The following is a 21735-nucleotide window of genomic DNA, read 5'->3' on the forward strand; positions in this document are numbered from 1 at the left end:
TTAATAAAGAAACTTGTACAATTCATATTTTAAAAAATAAATTTTGCAGTCTTCAGACCATATTAAATTATTAAATTCGCAATCAATATTATATTTAATCTAAAAAATTAGAAAAATGACAAGCAATACTGCTACTCAATACGGAATTGATAAAGCCTTAAAAGAATTAGATATTCATGCCGAAAACCATGGGACATCGTTTAGCCAAAACTTTTATGGACAAGGAAAAATGATTTCATCGTATTCACCTGTAGATGGTCAACTTATCGGTAAAGTAAGTCAAACCACAGCTGAAGATTATGAAAAAGTCATTCAAGAAGCTGAAAAAGGTTTTAAAGAATGGCGCAAATGGACCGCGCCTCAACGAGGCGAAGTAGTAAGACAGTTTAATGACGAGTTAAGACGATTAAAAGCCCCATTAGGTAAACTCGTTTCTTATGAAATGGGTAAATCTTATCAGGAAGGACTAGGTGAAGTACAAGAAATGATTGACATATGCGATTTTGCAGTTGGTCTTTCAAGACAGCTTTACGGACTTACAATGCATAGTGAAAGACCTGGTCACCGTATGTATGAGCAATGGCATCCGCTTGGTGTTGTAGGTATCATTTCAGCATTTAATTTCCCTGTTGCTGTTTGGTCTTGGAACACGGCTTTGGCTTGGGTGTGCGGTGATGCCTGCATTTGGAAAGGCTCAGAGAAAACCCCTTTAACTTCTGTGGCATGTCAAAAAATAGCTGCTCGTATTTTTGAACAAAACAATGTTCCTCATGGTATTTCTTCTCTCATCACCGGGGATTATACAGTGGGTGAAATGATGACTAGCGACGAGCGTATTCCGCTTATATCCGCAACTGGTTCTATAAGAATGGGGAAAGTTGTAGCCCAAGCAGTTGCCAAGCGTTTAGGCAAATCACTTTTAGAGTTAGGAGGTAACAATGCCATTATCATTACGCCGGATGCCGATATCAAAAATACTGTAATAGGTGCTGTATTTGGTGCAGTAGGTACTTGCGGTCAACGCTGTACCTCGACACGCAGACTTATTATCCACGAATCAGTGTACGACGAAGTAAAGCATGCTATCACCGATGCTTACAAACAAATCAAAATTGGAAATCCTCTTGATGAAAACAATCACATGGGCCCATTAATCGATAAAGATTCTGTTGCCAATTATCTCAATGCACTCAAATCTGTAAAAGAAGAAGGCGGAAATATTTTAGTTGAAGGTGGTGTTTTAGAAGGTAAGGGTTATGAAAGTGGTTGCTATGTTAAACCAGCCATTGCTGAAGCTGAAAATCATTTCAAAATTGTGCAAGAAGAAACTTTTGCGCCCATACTTTATTTGATAAAATATAAAGGAGATTTAAGTGAAGCAATTAATGTTCACAACGACGTTGTTCAAGGGTTATCCTCAGCTATCATGACCAATAACTTGAGAGAGGCCGAGCAATTTTTATCTGCTGAAGGTTCAGACTGTGGTATTGCCAACGTTAATATTGGAACTTCAGGAGCTGAAATTGGCGGTGCATTTGGAGGAGAAAAGGAAACTGGTGGCGGAAGAGAGTCTGGCTCTGATGCATGGAAAATATACATGAGGAGACAAACGAATACGATAAACTACACCTCTGAATTACCACTAGCTCAAGGTATTAAATTTGACCTTTAACATACTGTATTCTAATATTTTAGCATAATTAATTACTATTGTTGTATTGTTAAATATAAATAGATGTTAAATAAATGTTGTGTAAGTTTTTTGATATACCCCAAAAATAATTTTACTTTGCATGTTAATTAATATAGTTTTAGCTTCATTTCATTTCAGCTTAGCTGTTATCAAATGACATAAATATAACTTATGCAAAAAGTTACCGCTGCCATAACAGCTACGGGTTATTATGTTCCTGAAGATGTTCTTAGCAATAAGGATCTCGAACAAATGGTTGATACAAATGATGAATGGATTACAACAAGAACTGGGATCAAAGAAAGGCGAATTTTAAAAAAAGAAGGAAAAGGTTCTTCCTATCTAGGGATAAAAGCCTGTAAAAATCTTATTGAAAAAAGTGATTTAGATCCTAAAGATATCGATCTATTAATTGTAGCAACAGCAACTCCAGACATGCCCGTAGCCTCTACAGCAGCTTATATTGCTAGTGAAATTGGAGCAACCAATGCATTTTCTTACGACCTGCAAGCAGCTTGTTCAAGTTTTTTGTTTGGCATGTCAACCGCAGCGAGTTATATTGAATCAGGTCGGTACAAGAAAATTTTATTAGTAGGCGCAGATAAAATGTCGTCAATTATAGATTATAAAGACAGAGCAACCTGTATTATCTTTGGAGATGGTGCAGGTTGTGTACTTTTTGAACCCAACGAGGAAGGCTTAGGCCTTCAAGATGAATACTTAAGAACAGATGGGGTTGGACGTAACTTTCTTAAAATAGATGCTGGTGGTTCTATCCTTCCTACAAGTGAAAATACAGTTGCAAACAGACAACATTATGTTTTTCAAGATGGACGGACAGTTTTTAAATTTGCAGTATCTAATATGTCTGATGTCAGCGCAAAAATTATGGCACGCAATAAGTTATCTGCTGAAGATGTTGATTGGTTGATGGCTCACCAGGCCAATAAGAGAATTATTGATGCCACATCAAAACGTATGAATTTAGATGACGATAAAGTTTTGATGAATATTCAACGTTACGGCAATACAACTTCAGCAACATTGCCTTTATTAATAACAGATTACGAACATCAACTCAAAAAAGGAGATAATATCATATTTGCCGCTTTTGGCGGTGGATTTTCATGGGGTTCCATCTATTTAAAATGGGCCTATAATTCCTAAACCTAAATCTAAACACTATGAATTTAAAGCAAATTCAAAATCTTATTAAATTTGTTGCCAAATCTGGAGCCAGTGAAGTAAAACTGGAAATGGATGATGTTAAAGTCACCATTAGAACTGGAAGCAACGACGACAACAAAGAGACAATTGTTCAACAGATCCCTGTTAGTGCCGTTCAACAACAAGCACCAGCACCTCAACCTGCTCAAGAGCAAACACCACAACAAGAAAAAAAAGCGTCTCATGACCAAAAAGATGAAGAAAATTTGGTCACTGTAAAATCTCCAATTATTGGTACTTTTTACAGAAAACCTTCTCCTGACAAACCCGTTTTTGTTGAGGTTGGTGATTCTATCAAAGAAGGCGATGTGTTGTGTACAATCGAAGCTATGAAACTTTTTAACGAAATAGAAAGTGAAGTTTCAGGTAAGATTGTAAAAGTATTGGTTGACGATGCTACTCCAGTAGAGTTTGATCAACCTTTATTTCTCGTTGAGCCTTCATAAAAAGGCAAAACGACTCTGATTAATTTTAAAATCTATAAAAGGTATGTTCAATAAAATACTTATTGCCAATAGAGGTGAAATTGCCTTACGTATTATCAGGACTTGTAAGGAAATGGGCATCAATACTGTTGCTGTATATTCCACAGCAGATAAAGAAAGTTTACACGTTAGATTTGCTGATGAAGCTGTATGTATTGGCCCAGCTGCGAGTAGCGAGTCTTATTTAAAAATTCCAAATATTATTTCTGCAGCCGAAATTACAAATGCTGATGCTATTCATCCAGGATATGGCTTTTTATCAGAAAATGCCAATTTCTCAAAAATATGTGCAGAACACGACATCAAATTTATTGGAGCCTCTCCAGAAATGATTTCTAAAATGGGAGATAAAGCGACTGCGAAGGCAACAATGAAAGCTGCTGGAGTGCCCTGTATACCTGGTTCTGATGGTATCATCAAAGATTTTAAAGACTGCCAAAAAGTAGCAAAAAAAACAGGCTATCCCGTAATGTTAAAAGCTACAGCTGGTGGTGGCGGTAAAGGGATGCGAGCGGTGTGGACAGAAGAAGATTTAGAAAAAGCCTGGGAATCTGCTCGTCAAGAATCAAAAGCAGCCTTTGGCAATGATGATATGTATATGGAAAAACTTATTGAAGAGCCAAGACATATCGAAATACAAATTGTTGGTGACCAAACTGGTAAAGCTTGCCATCTGTCTGAAAGAGATTGCTCTGTACAACGCCGACACCAAAAACTCACTGAAGAAACACCCTCACCTTTTATGACCAAAGCCCTGAGAGAAAAAATGGGTAATGCGGCCATAAAAGCTGCTGAATACATTAAATATGAGGGCGCAGGTACAATAGAATTTCTGGTGGATAAACACAAGAATTTCTATTTTATGGAAATGAATACAAGAATTCAAGTAGAGCATCCTATTACCGATGAGGTTGTTGAACACGACTTAATCAAAGAACAAATAAAGGTTGCCGCTGGAATCCCTATCTCAGGAAAAAACTATTTCCCTAGATTACATTCTATTGAATGCCGGATTAACGCAGAAGATCCTTACAATAACTTTAGACCTTCACCGGGAAAAATAACAAACCTGCACGCTCCAGGCGGACATGGTGTTAGACTTGACACTCATGTCTACAGTGGTTATATTATTCCACCAAACTACGACTCGATGGTGGCCAAGTTAATCACTACTGCACAAACCCGTGAAGAAGCCATTAACAAGATGAAAAGAGCTCTAGATGAATTTATTGTAGAAGGCGTTAAAACCACTATTCCGTTCCACAGACAACTTATGGATCATCCGGAATATCTCGCTGGAAAATACACCACGAAGTTTATGGAAGATTTTGTCATGTCAAAAGAATATGATGACGAAGAGTAAACGCTTACCAAACAAAAATAGCGAAGCCTACTTTCAATAAGTAGGCTTTTTTATTTTAAGCTATTTTAGATTTTAACATCTTAATGAAACTATATTAATTATTTTAGTCATAGATTTTAAATATGGCTACAAAAAACATTGAATTGATTCTAAAAACACTCCCGGAAAATCCTGGCGTTTATCAATTTTATGATAAAAACGTTAAACTTTTATACGTGGGTAAAGCCAAAAATCTAAAAAAAAGGGTCAATTCTTATTTTACAAAATCACATGACTCTCGCCGCATAGAAGTCATGGTAAAAAAAATAACTGATATCAAGCATATCGTTGTCAATTCAGAAGCTGACGCTTTACTTTTAGAAAACAACCTCATTAAAACTAGACACCCACGTTTTAATGTGATGCTAAGAGATGACAAAACCTATCCATGGTTATGCATTAAAAATGAAAGATTTCCAAGAGTCTTTTTAACTCGTCGTGTTATTAAAGATGGTAGTGAATATTATGGTCCTTTTCCCAGTTTAAAAACCGTAAAAACACTACTCGGACTCATCAAAGGACTTTACCAAATCAGGACTTGTAAATACGATTTAGCTGAAGATAAAATCAAAGCGGGTAAATATAAAGTCTGTTTAGAATACCATTTAGGCAATTGTCTTGGACCTTGTGAAGCTTATCAAACTGAAGAAAATTACAATAAACAAATTGAATCTGTTCGTCAAATTGTTAAAGGGAACTTTAAAAATTCTTTGAAAACTTTTAAACAACAAATGAAAGACAAAGCCGAAAACCTTCAATTTGAAGAAGCCGAAAAAATTAAACAAAAAATTGAAAGCTTAGAACGATACCAGTCTAAATCGACCGTTGTTAATCCTAAAATAAGCGATGTTGATGTGTTTTCGATTGTCTCAGACGAAAGTTTTGGCTATGTCAATTTTTTACAAATTGTACACGGCGCTATCATTCGTTCTCATACCATTGAAATTAAAAAGAAACTCGAAGAAGATGACAAAACTTTATTGGAACTTGGTATCATAGAAATCCGCCAGCGCTTTGAATCTCAGTCCAAAGAAATCTATGTGCCTTTTGAAGTTGATCTGGGTGAAGATGTCCAAGTCGTTGTGCCTAAATTAGGTGATAAAAAAGCACTGGTTGACTTGTCTCAACGCAATGCCAAATACTTTAGAATGGAGCGTTTTAAAACCATGAAAATTGTCGATCCGGAACGCCACACCAAACGTTTAATGGCACAAATGAAAGAAGATTTAAGGCTGCCAAATGAACCTAGACATATCGAGTGTTTTGACAACTCCAATATTCAGGGCAGTAATCCTGTTGCGGCTTGTGTGGTTTTTAAAAATGGAAAGCCTTCAAAAAAAGACTATCGAAAATTTAATATCAAAACTGTCGATGGTCCAGATGACTTTGCCTCTATGGAAGAAGTGGTATATAGACGTTATAGAAGGTTATTAGAAGAAGACGAAACTTTACCACAACTTATCGTCATAGATGGTGGTAAAGGGCAACTCTCTTCTGCTGTTAAAGCACTTGAAAAATTAGATTTGAGAGGGAAAATTTCTATCATTGGTATTGCTAAACGATTAGAGGAGATTTATTTTCCAGGTGATAGCATTCCTCTATATTTAGACAAAAAATCTGAAAGTTTAAAAATAATTCAGCAGCTTAGAAATGAAGCGCATCGGTTTGGTATTACCTTTCACCGACAAAAGCGAAGCAAGCAAGCCATTGAAACCGAATTAGAACGAATAAAAGGTATAGGTCAAAAAACTGCTCTAAATTTGTTGAAAGAATTTAGATCTGTCAAACGCATAAAAAATGCTGAGAGGTCTCAATTATCTAAAATTGTTGGACAAGCTAAGGCCAAAATTATAAAAGATTATTTTTCAAAGAATTAAGTGAAATTTAAACTATACATAGCATTATTTTTTCTCAGTTTGAGTCTTTGTTCTCAAAATCAATCCGATACCATTCGTCCTAAAGTCGGTTTGGTATTGAGTGGAGGCGGCGCTAAAGGTTTAGCTCATATTGGGGCGTTAAAAATGATTGAAGAAAGTGGCGTCAAAATAGACTACATTTCTGGTACAAGTATGGGTGCCATCATAGGTGGTCTTTATGCTTCAGGATATACCGCTGAACAATTAGACTCGATTTTTAATAAAACAAATTTCACTAAACTCATCAGAGACGAATTACCTAGGGAAGCCAAAACTTTTTACGAACGTGAAGAATCAGATAAATATGCCTTTACTTTTCCTTTTGATAATTTCAACTTAACCTTACCCACAGGCATATCAAAAGGCCAGAACATTTATAATCTTCTAGCCCAACTTACCCAACATGTAAAAAAAGAAGACTTTAGCCAACTTGACATTCCATTTTTTTGCATAGCTACAAATATCGAGACAGGTCAAGAGGTAATTTTAGATCAAGGCAATCTAGCACAAGCAATATCTGCCAGTGGTGCTATTCCAACCTTGTTTAGGCCAGTAGAAATAAACGACCAATTGCTAACTGATGGTGGCGTAGTTAATAACTACCCGATAGAACAGCTGAGGCTTAAAGAGATGGACTACATTATAGGTGTTGATGTGCAGGATAGTTTATTCCCTCGTCAAAAACTAAAAAGTGGATTAGATATCATGACTCAAGTCAATAATTTCAGAACTATCAAAGCCATGAAAACCAAACGGCAGCAAACCGATGTTTATATTAGACCCAATATCAAAAACTTTTCTGTATTGTCCTTTGATGAAGGAGAGACCATCATTAATAATGGATTAATTGCAAGCTTGGAAAAATACTCAGAATTAAAACAACTAGCTAAACTTCAAAATCGACCTGAAACCACTAGAAAACCCATTAAAATACTTGATTCGATTTATATTGATGGAATTGAAATCAAAGGAAATAAAACATACCCAAGGAATTATATACGAGGAAAACTAAAAATTGAATCTAATCAAAAAATTGCATACGAAAATCTAAACAACGGATTAAATAATTTGTCTGCTACAGGAAATTTTAACCGTGTTACCTACGGGATCAAATCACAAAACAACAAACAAAATTTGGTTGTCGAAATTGAAGAAAATCAAAGTAAAACCTTTTTAAAACTTGCTGCCCATTACGATGACTTATACAAAAGTGGATTATTAATAAATTATACGAGAAAAAGTCTTTTTCTTACTAACGATGTTGCAAGTTTAGACCTTATACTAGGAGACAATATTCGTTACAATTTTGAATATTTTATTGACAAAGGAAAATATTGGAGTATCGGTTTAAAATCAAGATTCAATCACTTTGAAGACAATGTCGATTTTGATTTTGTTCAGGACAATTCTGATATTGGAGATTTTGATGTTAATCAAATCAGGCTTGATGTTGATGATTTTACAAATCAACTCTTTGCTGAGACTTATCTTTTCAAAGATTTTCGATTTGGTCTGGGTCTTGAGCAAAATGATATTAATGCTTCTACAGCGACTATAGATAACGACTTGACTAATACTGAGGAAGAAACAGTCATTCAAGACTCTAACCTATTGAGCACTTATGGTTACTTAGATTATGACAGTTTAGATGATAAATTTTTCCCTACCAAAGGGGTGTTTTTTAGTGGAGATTTTCACCTTTATTTTAACGATTTAAACAATGGTGGTATAAATGAATTTTCGATTGCTAAAGGACGAGTTGGTTATGTCACCACACCTATAAATAAAGTCACCACGCGATTTTCTTCGGAATTAGGTTTTAGAATCGGAGAAGAAGAAGTCAGTAGTCTTAATTTTTTTCTCGGCGGTTATGGTAATAAAACCATTAACAACTTTAGGCCATTTTATGGTTATGATTTCTTTAGCTTATCTGCCAATAGCTACATCAAATGGATGATAGAGATTGATTATAACTTTTACACTCAAAATCATATTATTTTAAGTGCAAATTATGCCAATGTTCAAGATGATATTTTATCTACAGGAGAATGGTTTAGTTCTCCTGATTTTAGCGGTTACGCTCTTGGTTATGGCTGTAAAACTATTTTTGGCCCCATAGATATCAAATACTCCTACTCGCCAGAAACAGGCGAATCGCATTGGTTTTTTAGCTTAGGGTATTGGTTTTAGCACTTCTATGATTTTAAGGTTTTTGTCTTTTTTAATTTATCTTTATTCACGATATTTGAATAAATTCTAAAAAATATGCCTTTTTATCATAAACTTGGTAAAATACCACATAAACGCCATACCATTTTTAAGAAACCTGATGGTGGTTTGTATTACGAACAACTGTTTGGCACCATAGGTTTTGATGGCATGTCCACCAATTCTTATCATGTGCATCGCCCAACACAGGTTAAGGAGATAAAATCTCAAAAGTCAATTGCTCCAAAAATTGCGGTAAAAAACAATCTAGAATCTTTAAGATTAAAAGGCTTTGAAGTCAAACCAGAAGCCGATTATCTGGAGAGCAGAAAAATCATCATGCACAATAGCGATGTAAATATTACACTTGCTGCACCACAAAATTCAACTAAAGATTATTTTTATAAAAATGCCGATGCTGATGAACTCCTTTTTATTCACGAAGGAAGCGGGAAACTACGAACACATCTGGGGAATTTAGATTTTAAATACGGAGACTACCTGATGATTCCACGAGGGATGATTTACAAAATTGAATTTGACAATAAAAACAACCGATTGTTCATTGTAGAATCTACAAGACCGATTTACACGCCTAAACGCTATCGCAACTACTTTGGGCAACTCCTAGAACATTCGCCCTTTTGTGAACGTGACCTCAGAGCTCCCCAAGATTTAGAAACCCACGATAAAAAAGGTGAATTTATCATCAAAATCAAAAAGCAAAATGATTTGTTTGAGATGGTTTATGCTACACATCCTTTTGATGTGGTAGGTTACGATGGTTATAATTTTCCTTACGCCTTTTCCATTCATGATTTTGAACCGATAACAGGACGCATACACCAACCACCACCAGTGCATCAAACTTTTGAGACTGATGCCTTTGTCGTCTGTTCATTTTGCCCAAGAAAATACGACTATCATCCAGAGAGTATTCCAGCCCCTTACAATCATTCCAATATAGATAGTGATGAAGTCTTATACTACGTTGATGGCGATTTTATGAGCCGAAACGATATTGACCGTGGTCACATTTCTCTACACCCGGCTGGTATCCCACACGGACCTCATCCAGGAGCTGCTGAGCGTAGTATTGGCAAAACCGAAACTGAAGAACTCGCTGTGATGGTTGACACCTTTAAACCACTACAAATTACAGAAGATGGCATGAAACTGTCTGATGGAAAATATTACAAATCTTGGTTAGAGTGATTTAATTGGAAGAAATGATAATTTGAAATTTTGAAGATTGAAAATTCATTATAAACCATAATTTCAAAACTAAAACCCTTGAAACTTGAAAACTTTAAACTCAGAAAAATGAAAACCGATACAACCAGCTTAAATTTACCCGTAGAAAATCCTGAAGCCGAAGATTTTTTACCCATATTAGGAACCGATTTTGTTGAACTCTATGTCGGTAATGCCAAGCAAGCCGCTTATTATTACCAAACAGCTTGGGGTTTTAAACCCATTGCCTACGCGGGACTAGAAACCGGAAAGAAAAACACCGTATCTTATGTATTGCAACAAGACAAAATCAGACTAGTATTAACCAGCCCACTCGAACCTGGAGGCGATATTAATGCTCATATTAACAAACATGGCGACGGTGTAAAATACATCGCCCTTTGGGTCGATGACGCTACAAAAAGCTATCAAGAAACCACTAAGAGAGGTGCTGAATCTTACGTAGAACCCTATACTATAGAAGACAGAAATGGAAAAGCCGTCATATCGGGAATTCATACTTATGGCGAGACCGTTCATCTATTTATAGAACGCAAAGATTATCACGGACCATTTTTACCGGGATATAAAGATTGGGACAAACCTTACACCACAAAACCAACGGGAATCAAATACATCGACCATATGGTTGGAAATGTGGGTTGGAATGAAATGAATAAGTGGTGTGAATTTTATGCTAATGTCATGGGGTTTGCACAACTGGTATCCTTTGATGATAAAGACATTTCAACAGAATATACGGCATTAATGAGCAAAGTGATGAGCAATGGCAATGGCCGAATTAAATTTCCTATCAACGAACCGGCTCATGGCAAAAAGAAATCTCAAATTGAAGAATATATTGATTTTTATAATGGCGCCGGTGTCCAGCATATTGCTGTAGCTACTGACAATATTATAGAAACCGTAACCGATTTAAGAGATCGGGGTGTGGAATTTTTGTATGTGCCCGAAACTTATTATGAAACCGTATTAGATCGCGTAGGCGAAATCGACGAAGATTTAGAACCTTTAAAAGAACTCGGTATCTTGATAGATAGAGATGATGAAGGCTATTTGTTACAAATTTTCACTAAACCCGTATTGGATAGACCAACGATGTTTTTTGAAATTATTCAACGTAAAGGGGCAAAATCTTTTGGAAAAGGTAACTTTAAAGCTCTTTTTGAAGCCATAGAACGCGAACAAGACCTGAGAGGAACCTTATAGTTAATTTGATGATGTGTTAATTTGAAAATTTGATGATTTGAAAATATGGTAATTTGAAGTTTTGATAATATCGATTAGAAAATTAAAATTTATTCTAAAAACCAGAGGTTTAAAAATATTAAAGACTAGTATTAGCTTTGCGAACATTGCGTTAACTCTGCGCCATTTGCGGTTAAATAAAATGCAACCCATTAATCATTCAGCTAAACTCAATGTAACACCTCATAAACTATAAACAATGAAAAATCTCGATAACAAATCTTGGGAAAAAGCCCTAAAAAATGACCAAAACTCTGTCATTCTCGATGTGAGAACACCAGAAGAGTATGAAGAACAACGTATTCCTAACTCAAAACTGATTGACGTAAAGGATGCCCAGCAGTTTGTAGAAGAAGTTGAAAAACTCGACAAAACAAAAGCTTATTATTTATATTGTAAAGCAGGCGGAAGAAGTGCTATGGCTTGTAATATTATGGAACAAATGGGGTTTTCTGACGTATCCAACCTTGAGGGTGGCATTACCGAATGGCACGGAGAAGTTGAGGAGTAGATAGTAGAGGGTTGTTGGTTGTTGGTTGTTGGTTTTGGTAGTTAAAAGTTGAAAGTTATGAGATGCTTTATGTTGCAAAACAAACTGATAAATTCGCTTTGAGTGGTGAAGTGTCAAAAACATAATGGCTTTTGCATAAATTTTAGCTATAAATGGTTGATATTTGAATTATAAAATAAACAAAGCAACAGGAAAACTATAGCAATATGAAGCATTTTAAATTTATTCTGATTTTAATTTTATTACTTAGCATTGGCTGTAAAGAGAAAGCAAAATACACTAATATCACAATGATAGGTGGTGAAGAGATGAAAACTTTGCTTAAAAATGAAGAGGTTCAATTGGTTGACGTGAGAACTGTAAAAGAGTTTAACGAAAATTATATTGAAGGCGCTGAAAATATTGTATTTGACGACAATTTTGATCAAAAGCTTAAAGGACTTCAGAAAGATAAACCAGTTATCGTTTATTGCCGGTCAGGGAGGCGAAGTGCTAAATGTGCAGATATTTTAGCTGAAAAAGGGTTTAAAAAAATCTATGACTTAAAAGGAGGAATTACACAGTGGAAGAAAGAAGGGAATAAAATTAAAAATTAATTCAATTTTTAATAAATACTACATCAAGCTTTTAATGCTATATAATAATTTGTTACTTTTATCTTGACAACATATTATTTATTATAAAAGCAGATTTCAATTATGCTCATCAAAGTCTATGGCAGTGCCGTTTTTGGTGTTGAAGCGACGAATATCACTGTCGAAGTCAACGTTGATTCTGGTATTGGATACCATTTAGTTGGTTTGCCTGATAATGCCATCAAAGAAAGTAGTTTTCGGATTCAGGCTGCGCTTAAAAATAATGGCTACAAATTACCTGGCAAAAAAATTACCATCAACATGGCACCTGCAGACTTACGCAAAGAAGGGTCGGCCTATGATTTGACTTTAGCCCTCGGTATTCTTACCGCCTCATCTCAAATCAAAGCACCAAATATCAGTGAGTATATCATTATGGGCGAATTGTCCCTCGATGGAAGTTTACAGCCAATCAAAGGAGCATTACCGATAGCTATAAAAGCTTTAGAAGATGGTTTTAAAGGTTTTATTTTGCCCAAACAAAATGCTAAAGAAGCTTCTATTGTCGATGGTCTTGAGGTTTATGGTGTTGAGAATATCACAGAAGTTATTGATTTTTTTGACAAAGGGCAAACACTTGAACAAACCATTATTAATACGCGAGAGGAATTTTATAAAAATCTCGAACATCCTAAATTTGACTTTTCTGAAGTCAAAGGTCAAGAGTCTATAAAACGTTGCATGGAAATTGCTGCGGCAGGTGGCCATAACATTATTATGATTGGGCCGCCGGGTTCGGGTAAAACCATGTTGGCCAAACGCTTACCAAGCATTCTCCCACCAATGACCCTTCATGAAGCTCTTGAGACGACTAAAATTCACTCTGTTATTGGTAATGTAAAAGAAGAAACTGGTTTGATGGCCAACAGACCGTTTCGAAGTCCACATCACACGATAAGCGATGTGGCTTTAGTTGGTGGTGGTGCCTATCCGCAACCTGGTGAAATCTCGTTATCGCATAATGGCGTTTTATTTTTAGATGAATTACCAGAATTTAAGCGTTCGGTATTAGAAGTCATGCGTCAACCGCTTGAAGATCGCGAAGTCACGATTTCCAGGGCTAAATTTACGGTAACATATCCATCAAGTTTTATGTTAGTCGCCAGTATGAACCCGAGTCCTGGCGGTTATTTTAACGATCCCGACGCACCTGTTACCTCATCACCAGCAGAAATGCAACGCTACCTCAGCAAAATTAGTGGTCCACTACTCGACCGTATTGACATACACATTGAAGTCACGCCAGTGCCTTTTGATAAACTCAGCGAAGAGCGAAAAGGTGAATCCAGTGCCGAAATTAGAGCTAGAGTAACCGAAGCCCGCGAAAAACAAGCCGAACGTTTTAAAGATATCGAACACATTCACTATAACGCCCAGATGGATGTCAAACAAATCCGGATGTTTTGTGAATTGGATGAAAGTTCAAAAACTTTACTCAAAACAGCTATGGAAAAACTAAACCTGTCTGCAAGAGCCTACGACAGAATATTAAAAGTTGCTAGAACCATAGCCGATATAGAAAATCAAGACAACATTACTAGTAGTCATATCAGTGAAGCAATTCAGTACCGAAGCCTTGACCGTGATGGGTGGTTAGGTTAATAAACTTCAAGTCGATAGATGCTAGTTTTTAGTGAGTAGGTATTCAATAATGGCTAGTAAATGCAATTTTATTGAAGAAATTTAGCTTAATCACCTCAATGAATTCTAGTATTTAACCAATTTCTTTGAATTCTGTTATGAACTATCTTTTCTTTTATATTGCTTAATTTTACATCACAATTTCAATATATGAAAAATATATACGTCTTATTAACAGTATTTTCCCTTTGGGCATGTCAATCCAGCCAAAAAAATGAAGACATAGTCAAACAACAAATTCAAAAAGTGAAAGTAAATTTTGAAGTTGCTTCAAAATTAATCGAACTTCCTTTAAAGTGTTCAACTCAAGAATTCCCTAATAAATTGGGACAAGTCATTGGGGACTCTACAGATTTAAAAAGGCCACGTCAATTGCATCCGGCTTTTTATGGCTGTTTTGATTGGCACTCAGCTGTTCACGGACACTGGTCAATGGTTGAATTACTTAAACTCTATCCTGATTTAAAACAAGCCGATAGCATCAAAAATATTTTAAAATCTAATTTAAAACAAGAAAATATCGCTAAAGAAGTTGAGTATTTTCAAAAAGACATAAACCGTGGTTACGAGCGCATGTATGGTTGGGCTTGGTTGTTTAAACTCAGTCAATCGCTTTATAAATGGGACGACCCATTAGGTAAAGATTTATATCAAAACCTCAAACCTTTGACTGATGAGTTAGAGCAAAAATTTAAAATATTCATTCCAAAACTCATTTATCCCATAAGGGTTGGCGAACATACCAATACTGCTTTTGCCCTGAATCTAATGTATGAATATGCCGAAAGCCTAAATAAGACAGATTTTCAAAACCAAATCAAACAGGCGGCGATAAGATTTTATGAGAATGATCAATATTGTCCTTTATCATGGGAACCCAGCGGGTATGATTTTTTATCCCCTTGTCTTGAAGAAGCTGTGTTGATGAAAAAAATTTTAGGTCAAGACACTTACAAGACCTGGATCAAACAGTTTTTACCTCAGCTTAAATCTGATAATTTTAAGCTTGAGGTCGCAAAAGTAAGCGACAGAAGTGATGGAAAATTAGTCCATCTGGATGGGTTAAACTTCAGTCGTGCATGGAATCTTTTTAAATTATCCAAAGTCGAAGGTTTTAGCCATCTTAAACCCATCGCTGCTAAACATTTTAATGCAGCTTATCCCAATTTAATCGGTGACAGTTATGAAGGTGGGCATTGGTTGGCCTCATTTGCTGTTTATGCTTATCTCGCTAAATGAAGTTTTTAAGAGAAATAGGACCAGCAACGCTAATAGCTGGTGCTTTTATAGGTCCTGGAACAGTGAGTGTATGCACTTTGGCAGGCATGAATCATGGCTATGCTTTAATAAGTGTGATGTTTGTATCGTTATTTATGACGATAGTTTTACAAGAGCTTTCTGCAAGATTAGCCATAACTTTTCAAAAAGATTTAATTGAACTTATTAGACACTATTTTAAAGGCCAAAAAAATCTAAAATTTGCTATCTTCATTTTGATATTTTTAGCCATTGTATTTGGTAATATTGCTTATGAAGCTGGAAATTTAAGTGGTATCAATATTGGACTTCAAATTATGCAACAAAATGATTTGTTTATTCATATTCTTGGTATAAAAATTAACTACGCCATACTTATCATAAGTGTTATTGCTTTTATTATTTTGCATTTAAAATCTTACCGCTATCTTGAGAAGACTTTGATGGTTTTGGTCGGTTTGCTTAGTCTTTCTTTTGTTATTACAGCAGTTATAACCACAGAAGATTTTCAAATCATTTTTGATGGTATGCTTTCTGCATCCTTTTCTACAAATGATGTTTTGATGGTATCGGCATTGATTGGAACAACCGTTGTTCCCTATAATTTATTTTTACACGCATCACTCGCTAAACAAAGGTGGCACAAGACTGAAGATGTCTTCAAGATGAGAGTTGACACCTATGTAGCTGTCAGTCTCGGTGTTTTAGTCTCAATTTGTATTATCATTACTTCGGCCAATGTTCAATCTGAGGTCAATGATATCTCTTCACTAGGTTTAGCTTTAAAGCCAATATATGGCGCTTTTGCAAGTTATCTTTTGGGAATAGGTTATATTGCTGCCGGCCTTACTTCTGCGGTCACAGCGCCTTTGGCTGCAGCTTATGTCATAAATGCTTTATTTAACTATAATTATTCTTTAGAGAGTTACGCTTTTAAGCGACTAAGTTATGCCGTGTTGTTGATTGGTTGTATAGTTGCTGCTTTAGATTTCAACCCTATTCAAGTTATTACAATCGCTCAAATCTCAAATGCTATAGTCTTGCCTATTTTAGTGTTGATAATTTTTGGATTGGCTCAAAAAATAAATCATTCAAAATCTATTTTAAACTCAGTATTACAATTACTAATTATCATTCTAAGTGTTGGTCTTTCGCTATCATCCTTATATAAAATAGTATTTTAATTGGTATATCAATTATCCTTCATTGAAATGGATTTTTGTAAAATCAAATTATTAGGATATGTAACTAAATCGCCTTCATCTGTTCGCAAATGAATCTGAAAAGCTTTGATATCCTCTATTGTGGCTTCAAGTGGAAAATCCTTATCTAAAATTTTAATTTTATCCCCAATTTTAAAAGGATAATAAAAATATAATATGACACCTGCAGTTACATTACTCAAAATTGACCATATCGCAAACAATCCTATGCCAATGATGGCAAATACAGATGAAAACACCAAAGCGACTTGATTAGGCTGAATACCCCAAATTAATAGTATGGCAAATAGCACAACGAATGTAACTAAGGTATTGATATAACGAACTATAAGCGTTGTTCTCTGCACATTAATGTCTCTTCTTTTCGCTATACCGACAGCTGCCTTTTTAAAAATAAAGCGAATTACAATTAAGCTTACAACAATAACTATCGTAAGGATGATTTCAGTTTGGTGTTGATTAAAAAATGTTTTCATACTTTACTTTAAATTCAAACTATCTCTTAAAAATTGATATTGATTGGCATTTTTAGTCCAATAATCAATGCGCATTGATTTATTTAAAATAGCTTCTGTCGTATCGTTCTCAATCTCTTGCCATTTTAAAATGATGTAAGGAAATTTTGAGTTTTGATAAACCTTTAATGTTCTTTTTATATGTTGATATTCCAAAATAGTCAATAACGTGTCTTTGTTTGTAACTTGATTAATTTGAGCATCATATGCTTTGACGTCTTTATGTTGCAGTCTAAAATACGAAAAGTCTGGAATCACTTTAAGTTGACCTGTAGGAATATTTTTAGGATTTACCCTTAATTTTGTCCAGAGCTCGTTTTCTAAAAGATTTTTATCGATTTTAAAATCTTGATCAGCCTCACCTTCAAAGTAAGAATGCAGTTTTATATCAAATTGATTTCGATTGTTCAACTGCATGTAAGTTTGACCACACCATTCTTGGATTGTGGCCGTAACTTTTAAAGCGTGAGGTTGTGTGGTCAAAGGCGAAAATACGCTTTGCATGATGCTGTAAGGATAAATTCCGGTATTGAATTTTTTAGTGTAATTCAATTTCATCACATCCACAGTTTTAGCAGAGGCGTTGTTGGCTTTGACTTGGGTTTTGGGTAAAAAGGGTTCTTTTACAAAAATCAACACCGCCGAACCTTCACGGGCTTCACCATAGCGCATTTGTGTTAAATCATAACTGGCGACTTCTGCTTTTCCATCAAACCAATGATTTTTGAATTGATCGCTTAAATCTAAATAAGAATAGTCTTTTTCAGATTTTGAATCTGTGTTGTTTTGAGGATTTGAATTGGTTTGGCAAGACCACAATAATATGTTAATAACAAATATTGTTAACTTCATTAAGGGTTTCATATCGATTTATTTTTTAATAAATGCTTTTAAAGTTTTATAAAACAAATGTGTAGGCAGTCCCATGACATTAAAATAAGAGCCTTTTATTTTTGAAATACCGATCTGCCCAATCCATTCCTGAATGCCATAAGCACCCGCTTTATCGTAAGGTTTATAATTTCTAATGTAATACCAAATATCATCTTCTTCTAGTTCTTCAAAAAATACATCCGTAAAATCACTTTTTACAATTATCTTGTCTTTAGATTTTATACAAAATGCACTGATGACTTGATGCCAGGAATTTTGTAGAGACGAAATCATTTCATAGGCTTCGTTTTCATGTTCAGCTTTATTTAAAGCTCTACCCTTATGCCAAACAATGGTATCACCGGTGATGATAATATCATTTTCATTTAAATCGTCATAGGCATCAGCTTTGAGTTTCGCCAGATATTCCGGAATTTCTTCTTTATTCAAATGATTGGGAAAATCTTCGTCAACAGATTTGAGTTTTATTTCAAATGGAATATCCAAATCTTTCAAAAACTGTTGACGCCTGGGAGATCCTGACGCCAAAATAATGTTGTATTTTTCTAACTCCTTCATATTTTAAATAAAATTAAGCTAAACACACCTATCAACATGGTTAATTTATAAATTGAGCTTAAGACTTTGTAATTGACGTGGTTTTCAAATTTCCAAATTTTATAGAGCACTATAGATAAAGGAATACATATTCCAAATATAAAGTATAAACTAAAGATCAACTCTGCTTTCAATAAAACTTTGACTATAAAAAATAAAGCCACAATGAGCAAGAGTGTAGAAAAGAAAATCAGTGTATTCATTCTCGATTTTCCGATCAAAATTGGTAAGGTTGAAATATTTTGCGCATAGTCGCCTTTGATATCTGAAGTGTCTTTGATCCATTCACGATTAAGATTTGACCAAAAAGCAAGAACACTGTAGAACAAAATCCATTTAAATATTTTATAACTGAAAAGTAAATTATGATCCATATCAAAATACAACACTAAAACAAATGATAAGCTCACCAATAAACTGACTAAAACATTACCTAAAATTGGTATAGCTTTAAAATATCTAGAATAATAATACAAAACTAAAATTACAGCAAATTCTACAATTAATAGTGACCAAAGTTCAAGTCTAAAACTAATGTAAAAGCTCAAGGTAATAGCGATGATATTGAGTATAAAGTAAGCTGAATAAGCTTTTGAAAAATTGATTTGATTTAAAGCAATTGGCCTTCTACTTCGTTTATTGACAAAATCAGTTTTAATATCAAAAATATCATTGATAATATTCCCAGCTGCAGCGATGCTTATAATACTAAAGCTCAATAAAAAAAATTCTAATGGGTTAAGACGAAAACCCAATTCAAAATGATCTAAAAAAGACAATCTAAATAAGATATGCGTAATAAAGATGAGCAGCAAGTTGGGCCATCGCAAAAGGTTTAACCAAGCTATCATTATTTCATATATAATTTTCTGACTTGATAATTTTTGGTGTATTGCTTGGCTCAAACCAAATCGCATCCAATTGGCCTTTAAGTTGAATAGTTTCGCCTCGCACTTCAAGCCAACTGCCTTCTTTTAAACCAATCACATTAATATCATTAAACACCTGAAACTCTTTGATACGTGTACGACGTGTTTCGCCCTTATGTTTAGAGTTGGGGTCTGGCTCAATATAATGCGCATTGATATTAAATGGTAATATACCCAAAGTTTCAAACGATTCAGGCCTCACAATGGGCATATCATTGGTGGTCTGCATATTAGGCCCGCAAATATTACTGCCGGCGCTTGTACCTAAATAAGGGGTTCCTGACAAGATTTTATCTTTTAAAACACTCATCAAACCGAAATCTTGAAGGGTTTTTACCAGCAAAAAAGTATTACCGCCACCAACAAAAATGGCTTCTGATGATTGTATGGCTTGCTTGGGGTCTTCAAATTCATGTAAGCCTTTGACTTCAACCTTTAAAAAACTCAGCCCTTCTTTGGCTTTGGCGGTATATTCATCGTGAGTTAATCCGGACGGTCTGGCATAAGGGATAAATAAAATATGATTGACCCCTTTAAAATATGATGTTAATACAGATTTTAAATACTTTAAATACCCACTTCCATGAATGGTTGATGTGCTGGCAATTATGCAATTCATTTAGTTTTTATTCAAATATTGTAATTTAGTAATTTATAAATTGACTATTAAGACAAAATTTGTCGAAAATATAAAATTAAGTCTATAGTATTGATCAACAATTGAAAATCTTATGTTTTAGTCTTTTAGTATTATCATAGCCTTAGTGTCTTTATTTAGCTTTATCAATTATAAATTTTTAAAGCTTCCCAACACTATCGCGCTAATGATGATGAGTCTAATTAGCGTATTCATTTTGATTTCTATTCAAGATATTTTTCCTGAAGTCTACCGATTTTTTTGTGATTTGGTTATCCATTCAAATTTCGACAAATTAATTATGGATTCGCTGTTGATTTTTTTGTTGTTTGCCGGAGCTTTGCATGTCAATATCAAAGATTTAAAACATGAGCGTTGGTCAGTATTACTATTTGCTAGTCTTGGCGTTTTGATATCGACCAGTTTAGTCGGAAGTCTTGTGTATTTTACTGCTCAACTTTTGGGGATTGATTTTGCTTTTACTTATGCTTCAGTTTTTGGAGCGCTCATCTCCCCAACTGATCCTATCGCTGTTCTGGCGATTTTAAAAAAATACGATATTTCAAAAAGCCTGAAGATGAAAATAGAAGGCGAATCGCTCTTTAATGATGGTGTAGGCGTAGTGGTATTTTCTGCGATGTTACTCATTGCTCAACTCAAACATCCCGAAATTAATGCTGAAGTTGGGCAGGAAGTTGGCTTGTTATTTCTTGAAGAAGCCATTGGTGGTTTAGTCTTTGGCGCGTTGATTGGTTTTATAGGATATTACAGCATCAAAGCTACTCAAGACAACCCGCATCTGGCTGTTATGATGAGTATTGCCATAGTCGTGAGCGGTTATGCGGTGGCTTCACTCTTGCATATTTCAGGACCATTAGCTATGGTGGTCGCGGGTTTGATTATTGGAAACAAATTAGATATTAATCATCACAAACATAAAATTTATACCTCTCAACTCAATAACTTTTGGGAAATTTTGGATGAAATTCTCAATGGGGTCTTGTTTGTTTTAATTGGCTTGTCATTGCATCTTATTACTTTCGACAATACCGTCATTATTTTAGGGCTTATCGCTATCATGTTGGTTTTATTTTCACGTTTTTTCTCCGTGTTTTTACCCTATAGTTTTTTGAGACACAAAGAATATTCAACTTTTAAAACTTCAGCTATATTAACTTGGGGCGGTTTGCGAGGCGGTATTTCTCTGGCTTTGGCTTTTAGTCTATCTGATTCAACTTACGGAAACATCATCGTTCAAATCACTTTTATCATTGTGATTTTTGCCATTTTAGTGCAAGGTTTAAGTATTGGGAAATTGGTAGAAAAGTTGTTACCGAGTTAATATTAATTAAAAAAGTCTTTACGACTCCGCGACTTTGCGAAAAATAGCTATGCTATTTTCAATTAATCATTTTGGAATATTTGATTTAAATCTTGCATTTATCAATAAATTTTCCAATACA

General features: G+C 34.8%; 19 protein-coding genes. 14 read left to right on the forward strand and 5 right to left on the reverse strand.

Annotated elements, in window-relative coordinates:
• Nucleotides 1–115 precede the first annotated feature (115 nt).
• From amaB to FCN74_RS09210, 13 genes are all read left to right on the forward strand, one after another.
• Nucleotides 116–1672, forward strand: a complete 1557-nt coding sequence (amaB, locus tag FCN74_RS09150; protein ID WP_138932287.1) for an L-piperidine-6-carboxylate dehydrogenase — start codon at nucleotides 116–118, stop codon at nucleotides 1670–1672.
• Nucleotides 1673–1864: 192 nt separating this feature from the next.
• Nucleotides 1865–2860 (forward strand): beta-ketoacyl-ACP synthase III, encoded by a 996-nt coding sequence (locus FCN74_RS09155; protein ID WP_138932288.1) that lies wholly within the window; start codon nucleotides 1865–1867, stop codon nucleotides 2858–2860.
• Between the two features lie 17 nt (nucleotides 2861–2877).
• Nucleotides 2878–3366 (forward strand): acetyl-CoA carboxylase biotin carboxyl carrier protein, encoded by a 489-nt coding sequence (gene accB, locus FCN74_RS09160; RefSeq protein WP_138932289.1) that lies wholly within the window; start codon nucleotides 2878–2880, stop codon nucleotides 3364–3366.
• A gap of 43 nt (nucleotides 3367–3409) precedes the next feature.
• Nucleotides 3410–4768, forward strand: coding sequence for an acetyl-CoA carboxylase biotin carboxylase subunit (accC, locus tag FCN74_RS09165; RefSeq protein ID WP_138932290.1), 1359 nt, complete (start codon nucleotides 3410–3412; stop codon nucleotides 4766–4768).
• 122 nt (nucleotides 4769–4890) lie between these two features.
• Nucleotides 4891–6684, forward strand: coding sequence for an excinuclease ABC subunit UvrC (gene uvrC, locus FCN74_RS09170; protein WP_138932291.1), 1794 nt, complete (start codon nucleotides 4891–4893; stop codon nucleotides 6682–6684).
• On the forward strand, nucleotides 6685–8913 hold the full coding sequence (locus FCN74_RS09175) for a patatin-like phospholipase family protein (RefSeq protein ID WP_246062600.1): 2229 nt from the start codon (nucleotides 6685–6687) through the stop codon (nucleotides 8911–8913).
• A 75-nt stretch (nucleotides 8914–8988) separates the two neighbouring features.
• A complete protein-coding gene (locus FCN74_RS09180) occupies nucleotides 8989–10146 on the forward strand; it encodes a homogentisate 1,2-dioxygenase (protein WP_138932292.1) in 1158 nt (385 codons plus the stop codon).
• A gap of 108 nt (nucleotides 10147–10254) precedes the next feature.
• Nucleotides 10255–11394 carry a 4-hydroxyphenylpyruvate dioxygenase gene (hppD, locus tag FCN74_RS09185; RefSeq protein ID WP_138932293.1) on the forward strand — a complete coding sequence of 380 codons (1140 nt, stop codon included), beginning with the start codon at nucleotides 10255–10257 and terminating at the stop codon, nucleotides 11392–11394.
• A gap of 238 nt (nucleotides 11395–11632) precedes the next feature.
• Nucleotides 11633–11944, forward strand: a complete 312-nt coding sequence (locus tag FCN74_RS09190; RefSeq protein WP_138932294.1) for a rhodanese-like domain-containing protein — start codon at nucleotides 11633–11635, stop codon at nucleotides 11942–11944.
• 206 nt (nucleotides 11945–12150) lie between these two features.
• On the forward strand, nucleotides 12151–12540 hold the full coding sequence (locus FCN74_RS09195) for a rhodanese-like domain-containing protein (protein ID WP_138932295.1): 390 nt from the start codon (nucleotides 12151–12153) through the stop codon (nucleotides 12538–12540).
• A 102-nt stretch (nucleotides 12541–12642) separates the two neighbouring features.
• A complete protein-coding gene (locus tag FCN74_RS09200) occupies nucleotides 12643–14181 on the forward strand; it encodes a YifB family Mg chelatase-like AAA ATPase (RefSeq protein ID WP_138932296.1) in 1539 nt (512 codons plus the stop codon).
• A gap of 189 nt (nucleotides 14182–14370) precedes the next feature.
• Entirely contained in the window at nucleotides 14371–15459 is a 1089-nt protein-coding gene (locus tag FCN74_RS09205; RefSeq protein WP_138932297.1) for a DUF2891 domain-containing protein, read from the forward strand.
• Nucleotides 15456–16661 carry an Nramp family divalent metal transporter gene (locus FCN74_RS09210; protein WP_138932298.1) on the forward strand — a complete coding sequence of 402 codons (1206 nt, stop codon included), beginning with the start codon at nucleotides 15456–15458 and terminating at the stop codon, nucleotides 16659–16661. Before FCN74_RS09205 ends, FCN74_RS09210 begins: the two co-directional genes overlap by 4 nt.
• Before the next feature lie 8 nt (nucleotides 16662–16669).
• Here the strand turns inward: FCN74_RS09210 and FCN74_RS12445 are convergent, their stop codons facing one another.
• The 5 genes from FCN74_RS12445 to pepE are packed head-to-tail and all read right to left on the reverse strand — an operon-like array spanning nucleotide 16670 to nucleotide 20254.
• Nucleotides 16670–17176, reverse strand: coding sequence for a mechanosensitive ion channel domain-containing protein (locus FCN74_RS12445; RefSeq protein ID WP_138932299.1), 507 nt, complete (start codon nucleotides 17174–17176; stop codon nucleotides 16670–16672).
• Between the two features lie 3 nt (nucleotides 17177–17179).
• A complete protein-coding gene (locus FCN74_RS09220; RefSeq protein WP_246062601.1) occupies nucleotides 17180–18079 on the reverse strand; it encodes a septum formation inhibitor Maf in 900 nt (299 codons plus the stop codon).
• A gap of 6 nt (nucleotides 18080–18085) precedes the next feature.
• Nucleotides 18086–18667 (reverse strand): Maf family nucleotide pyrophosphatase, encoded by a 582-nt coding sequence (locus FCN74_RS09225; protein WP_138932300.1) that lies wholly within the window; start codon nucleotides 18665–18667, stop codon nucleotides 18086–18088.
• Nucleotides 18664–19623, reverse strand: coding sequence for a UbiA family prenyltransferase (locus FCN74_RS09230; protein ID WP_138932301.1), 960 nt, complete (start codon nucleotides 19621–19623; stop codon nucleotides 18664–18666). Before FCN74_RS09230 ends, FCN74_RS09225 begins: the two co-directional genes overlap by 4 nt.
• The gene (gene pepE / locus FCN74_RS09235) at nucleotides 19562–20254 is read right to left on the reverse strand and encodes a dipeptidase PepE (protein ID WP_138932302.1); all 693 of its coding nucleotides are present in this window, start codon (nucleotides 20252–20254) and stop codon (nucleotides 19562–19564) included. Before pepE ends, FCN74_RS09230 begins: the two co-directional genes overlap by 62 nt.
• Before the next feature lie 145 nt (nucleotides 20255–20399).
• On the opposite strand from pepE, the gene FCN74_RS09240 reads away from it, so the two are divergent.
• Nucleotides 20400–21614, forward strand: coding sequence for a cation:proton antiporter (locus FCN74_RS09240; RefSeq protein ID WP_171047154.1), 1215 nt, complete (start codon nucleotides 20400–20402; stop codon nucleotides 21612–21614).
• The last annotated feature ends 121 nt before the right edge of the window (nucleotides 21615–21735 follow it).

The sequence above is a fragment of the Mesohalobacter halotolerans genome (assembly GCF_006120725.1).
In the GTDB taxonomy this organism is placed as follows: Bacteria; Bacteroidota; Bacteroidia; order Flavobacteriales; family Flavobacteriaceae; genus Psychroflexus; species Psychroflexus halotolerans.

What these genes read in the sequence shown, in the direction of transcription:
- amaB (WP_138932287.1), top strand. Translation starts at nt 116, where the DNA reads ATGACAAGCAATACTGCTACTCAATACGGAATTGATAAAGCCTTAAAA.
- FCN74_RS09155 (WP_138932288.1), top strand. Translation starts at nt 1,865, where the DNA reads ATGCAAAAAGTTACCGCTGCCATAACAGCTACGGGTTATTATGTTCCT.
- accB (WP_138932289.1), top strand. Translation starts at nt 2,878, where the DNA reads ATGAATTTAAAGCAAATTCAAAATCTTATTAAATTTGTTGCCAAATCT.
- accC (WP_138932290.1), top strand. Translation starts at nt 3,410, where the DNA reads ATGTTCAATAAAATACTTATTGCCAATAGAGGTGAAATTGCCTTACGT.
- uvrC (WP_138932291.1), top strand. Translation starts at nt 4,891, where the DNA reads ATGGCTACAAAAAACATTGAATTGATTCTAAAAACACTCCCGGAAAAT.
- FCN74_RS09180 (WP_138932292.1), top strand. Translation starts at nt 8,989, where the DNA reads ATGCCTTTTTATCATAAACTTGGTAAAATACCACATAAACGCCATACC.
- hppD (WP_138932293.1), top strand. Translation starts at nt 10,255, where the DNA reads ATGAAAACCGATACAACCAGCTTAAATTTACCCGTAGAAAATCCTGAA.
- FCN74_RS09190 (WP_138932294.1), top strand. Translation starts at nt 11,633, where the DNA reads ATGAAAAATCTCGATAACAAATCTTGGGAAAAAGCCCTAAAAAATGAC.
- FCN74_RS09195 (WP_138932295.1), top strand. Translation starts at nt 12,151, where the DNA reads ATGAAGCATTTTAAATTTATTCTGATTTTAATTTTATTACTTAGCATT.
- FCN74_RS09200 (WP_138932296.1), top strand. Translation starts at nt 12,643, where the DNA reads ATGCTCATCAAAGTCTATGGCAGTGCCGTTTTTGGTGTTGAAGCGACG.
- FCN74_RS09205 (WP_138932297.1), top strand. Translation starts at nt 14,371, where the DNA reads ATGAAAAATATATACGTCTTATTAACAGTATTTTCCCTTTGGGCATGT.
- FCN74_RS09210 (WP_138932298.1), top strand. Translation starts at nt 15,456, where the DNA reads ATGAAGTTTTTAAGAGAAATAGGACCAGCAACGCTAATAGCTGGTGCT.
- FCN74_RS12445 (WP_138932299.1), bottom strand. Translation starts at nt 17,176, where the DNA reads ATGAAAACATTTTTTAATCAACACCAAACTGAAATCATCCTTACGATA.
- FCN74_RS09220 (WP_246062601.1), bottom strand. Translation starts at nt 18,079, where the DNA reads ATGAAACCCTTAATGAAGTTAACAATATTTGTTATTAACATATTATTG.
- FCN74_RS09225 (WP_138932300.1), bottom strand. Translation starts at nt 18,667, where the DNA reads ATGAAGGAGTTAGAAAAATACAACATTATTTTGGCGTCAGGATCTCCC.
- FCN74_RS09230 (WP_138932301.1), bottom strand. Translation starts at nt 19,623, where the DNA reads ATGCGATTTGGTTTGAGCCAAGCAATACACCAAAAATTATCAAGTCAG.
- pepE (WP_138932302.1), bottom strand. Translation starts at nt 20,254, where the DNA reads ATGAATTGCATAATTGCCAGCACATCAACCATTCATGGAAGTGGGTAT.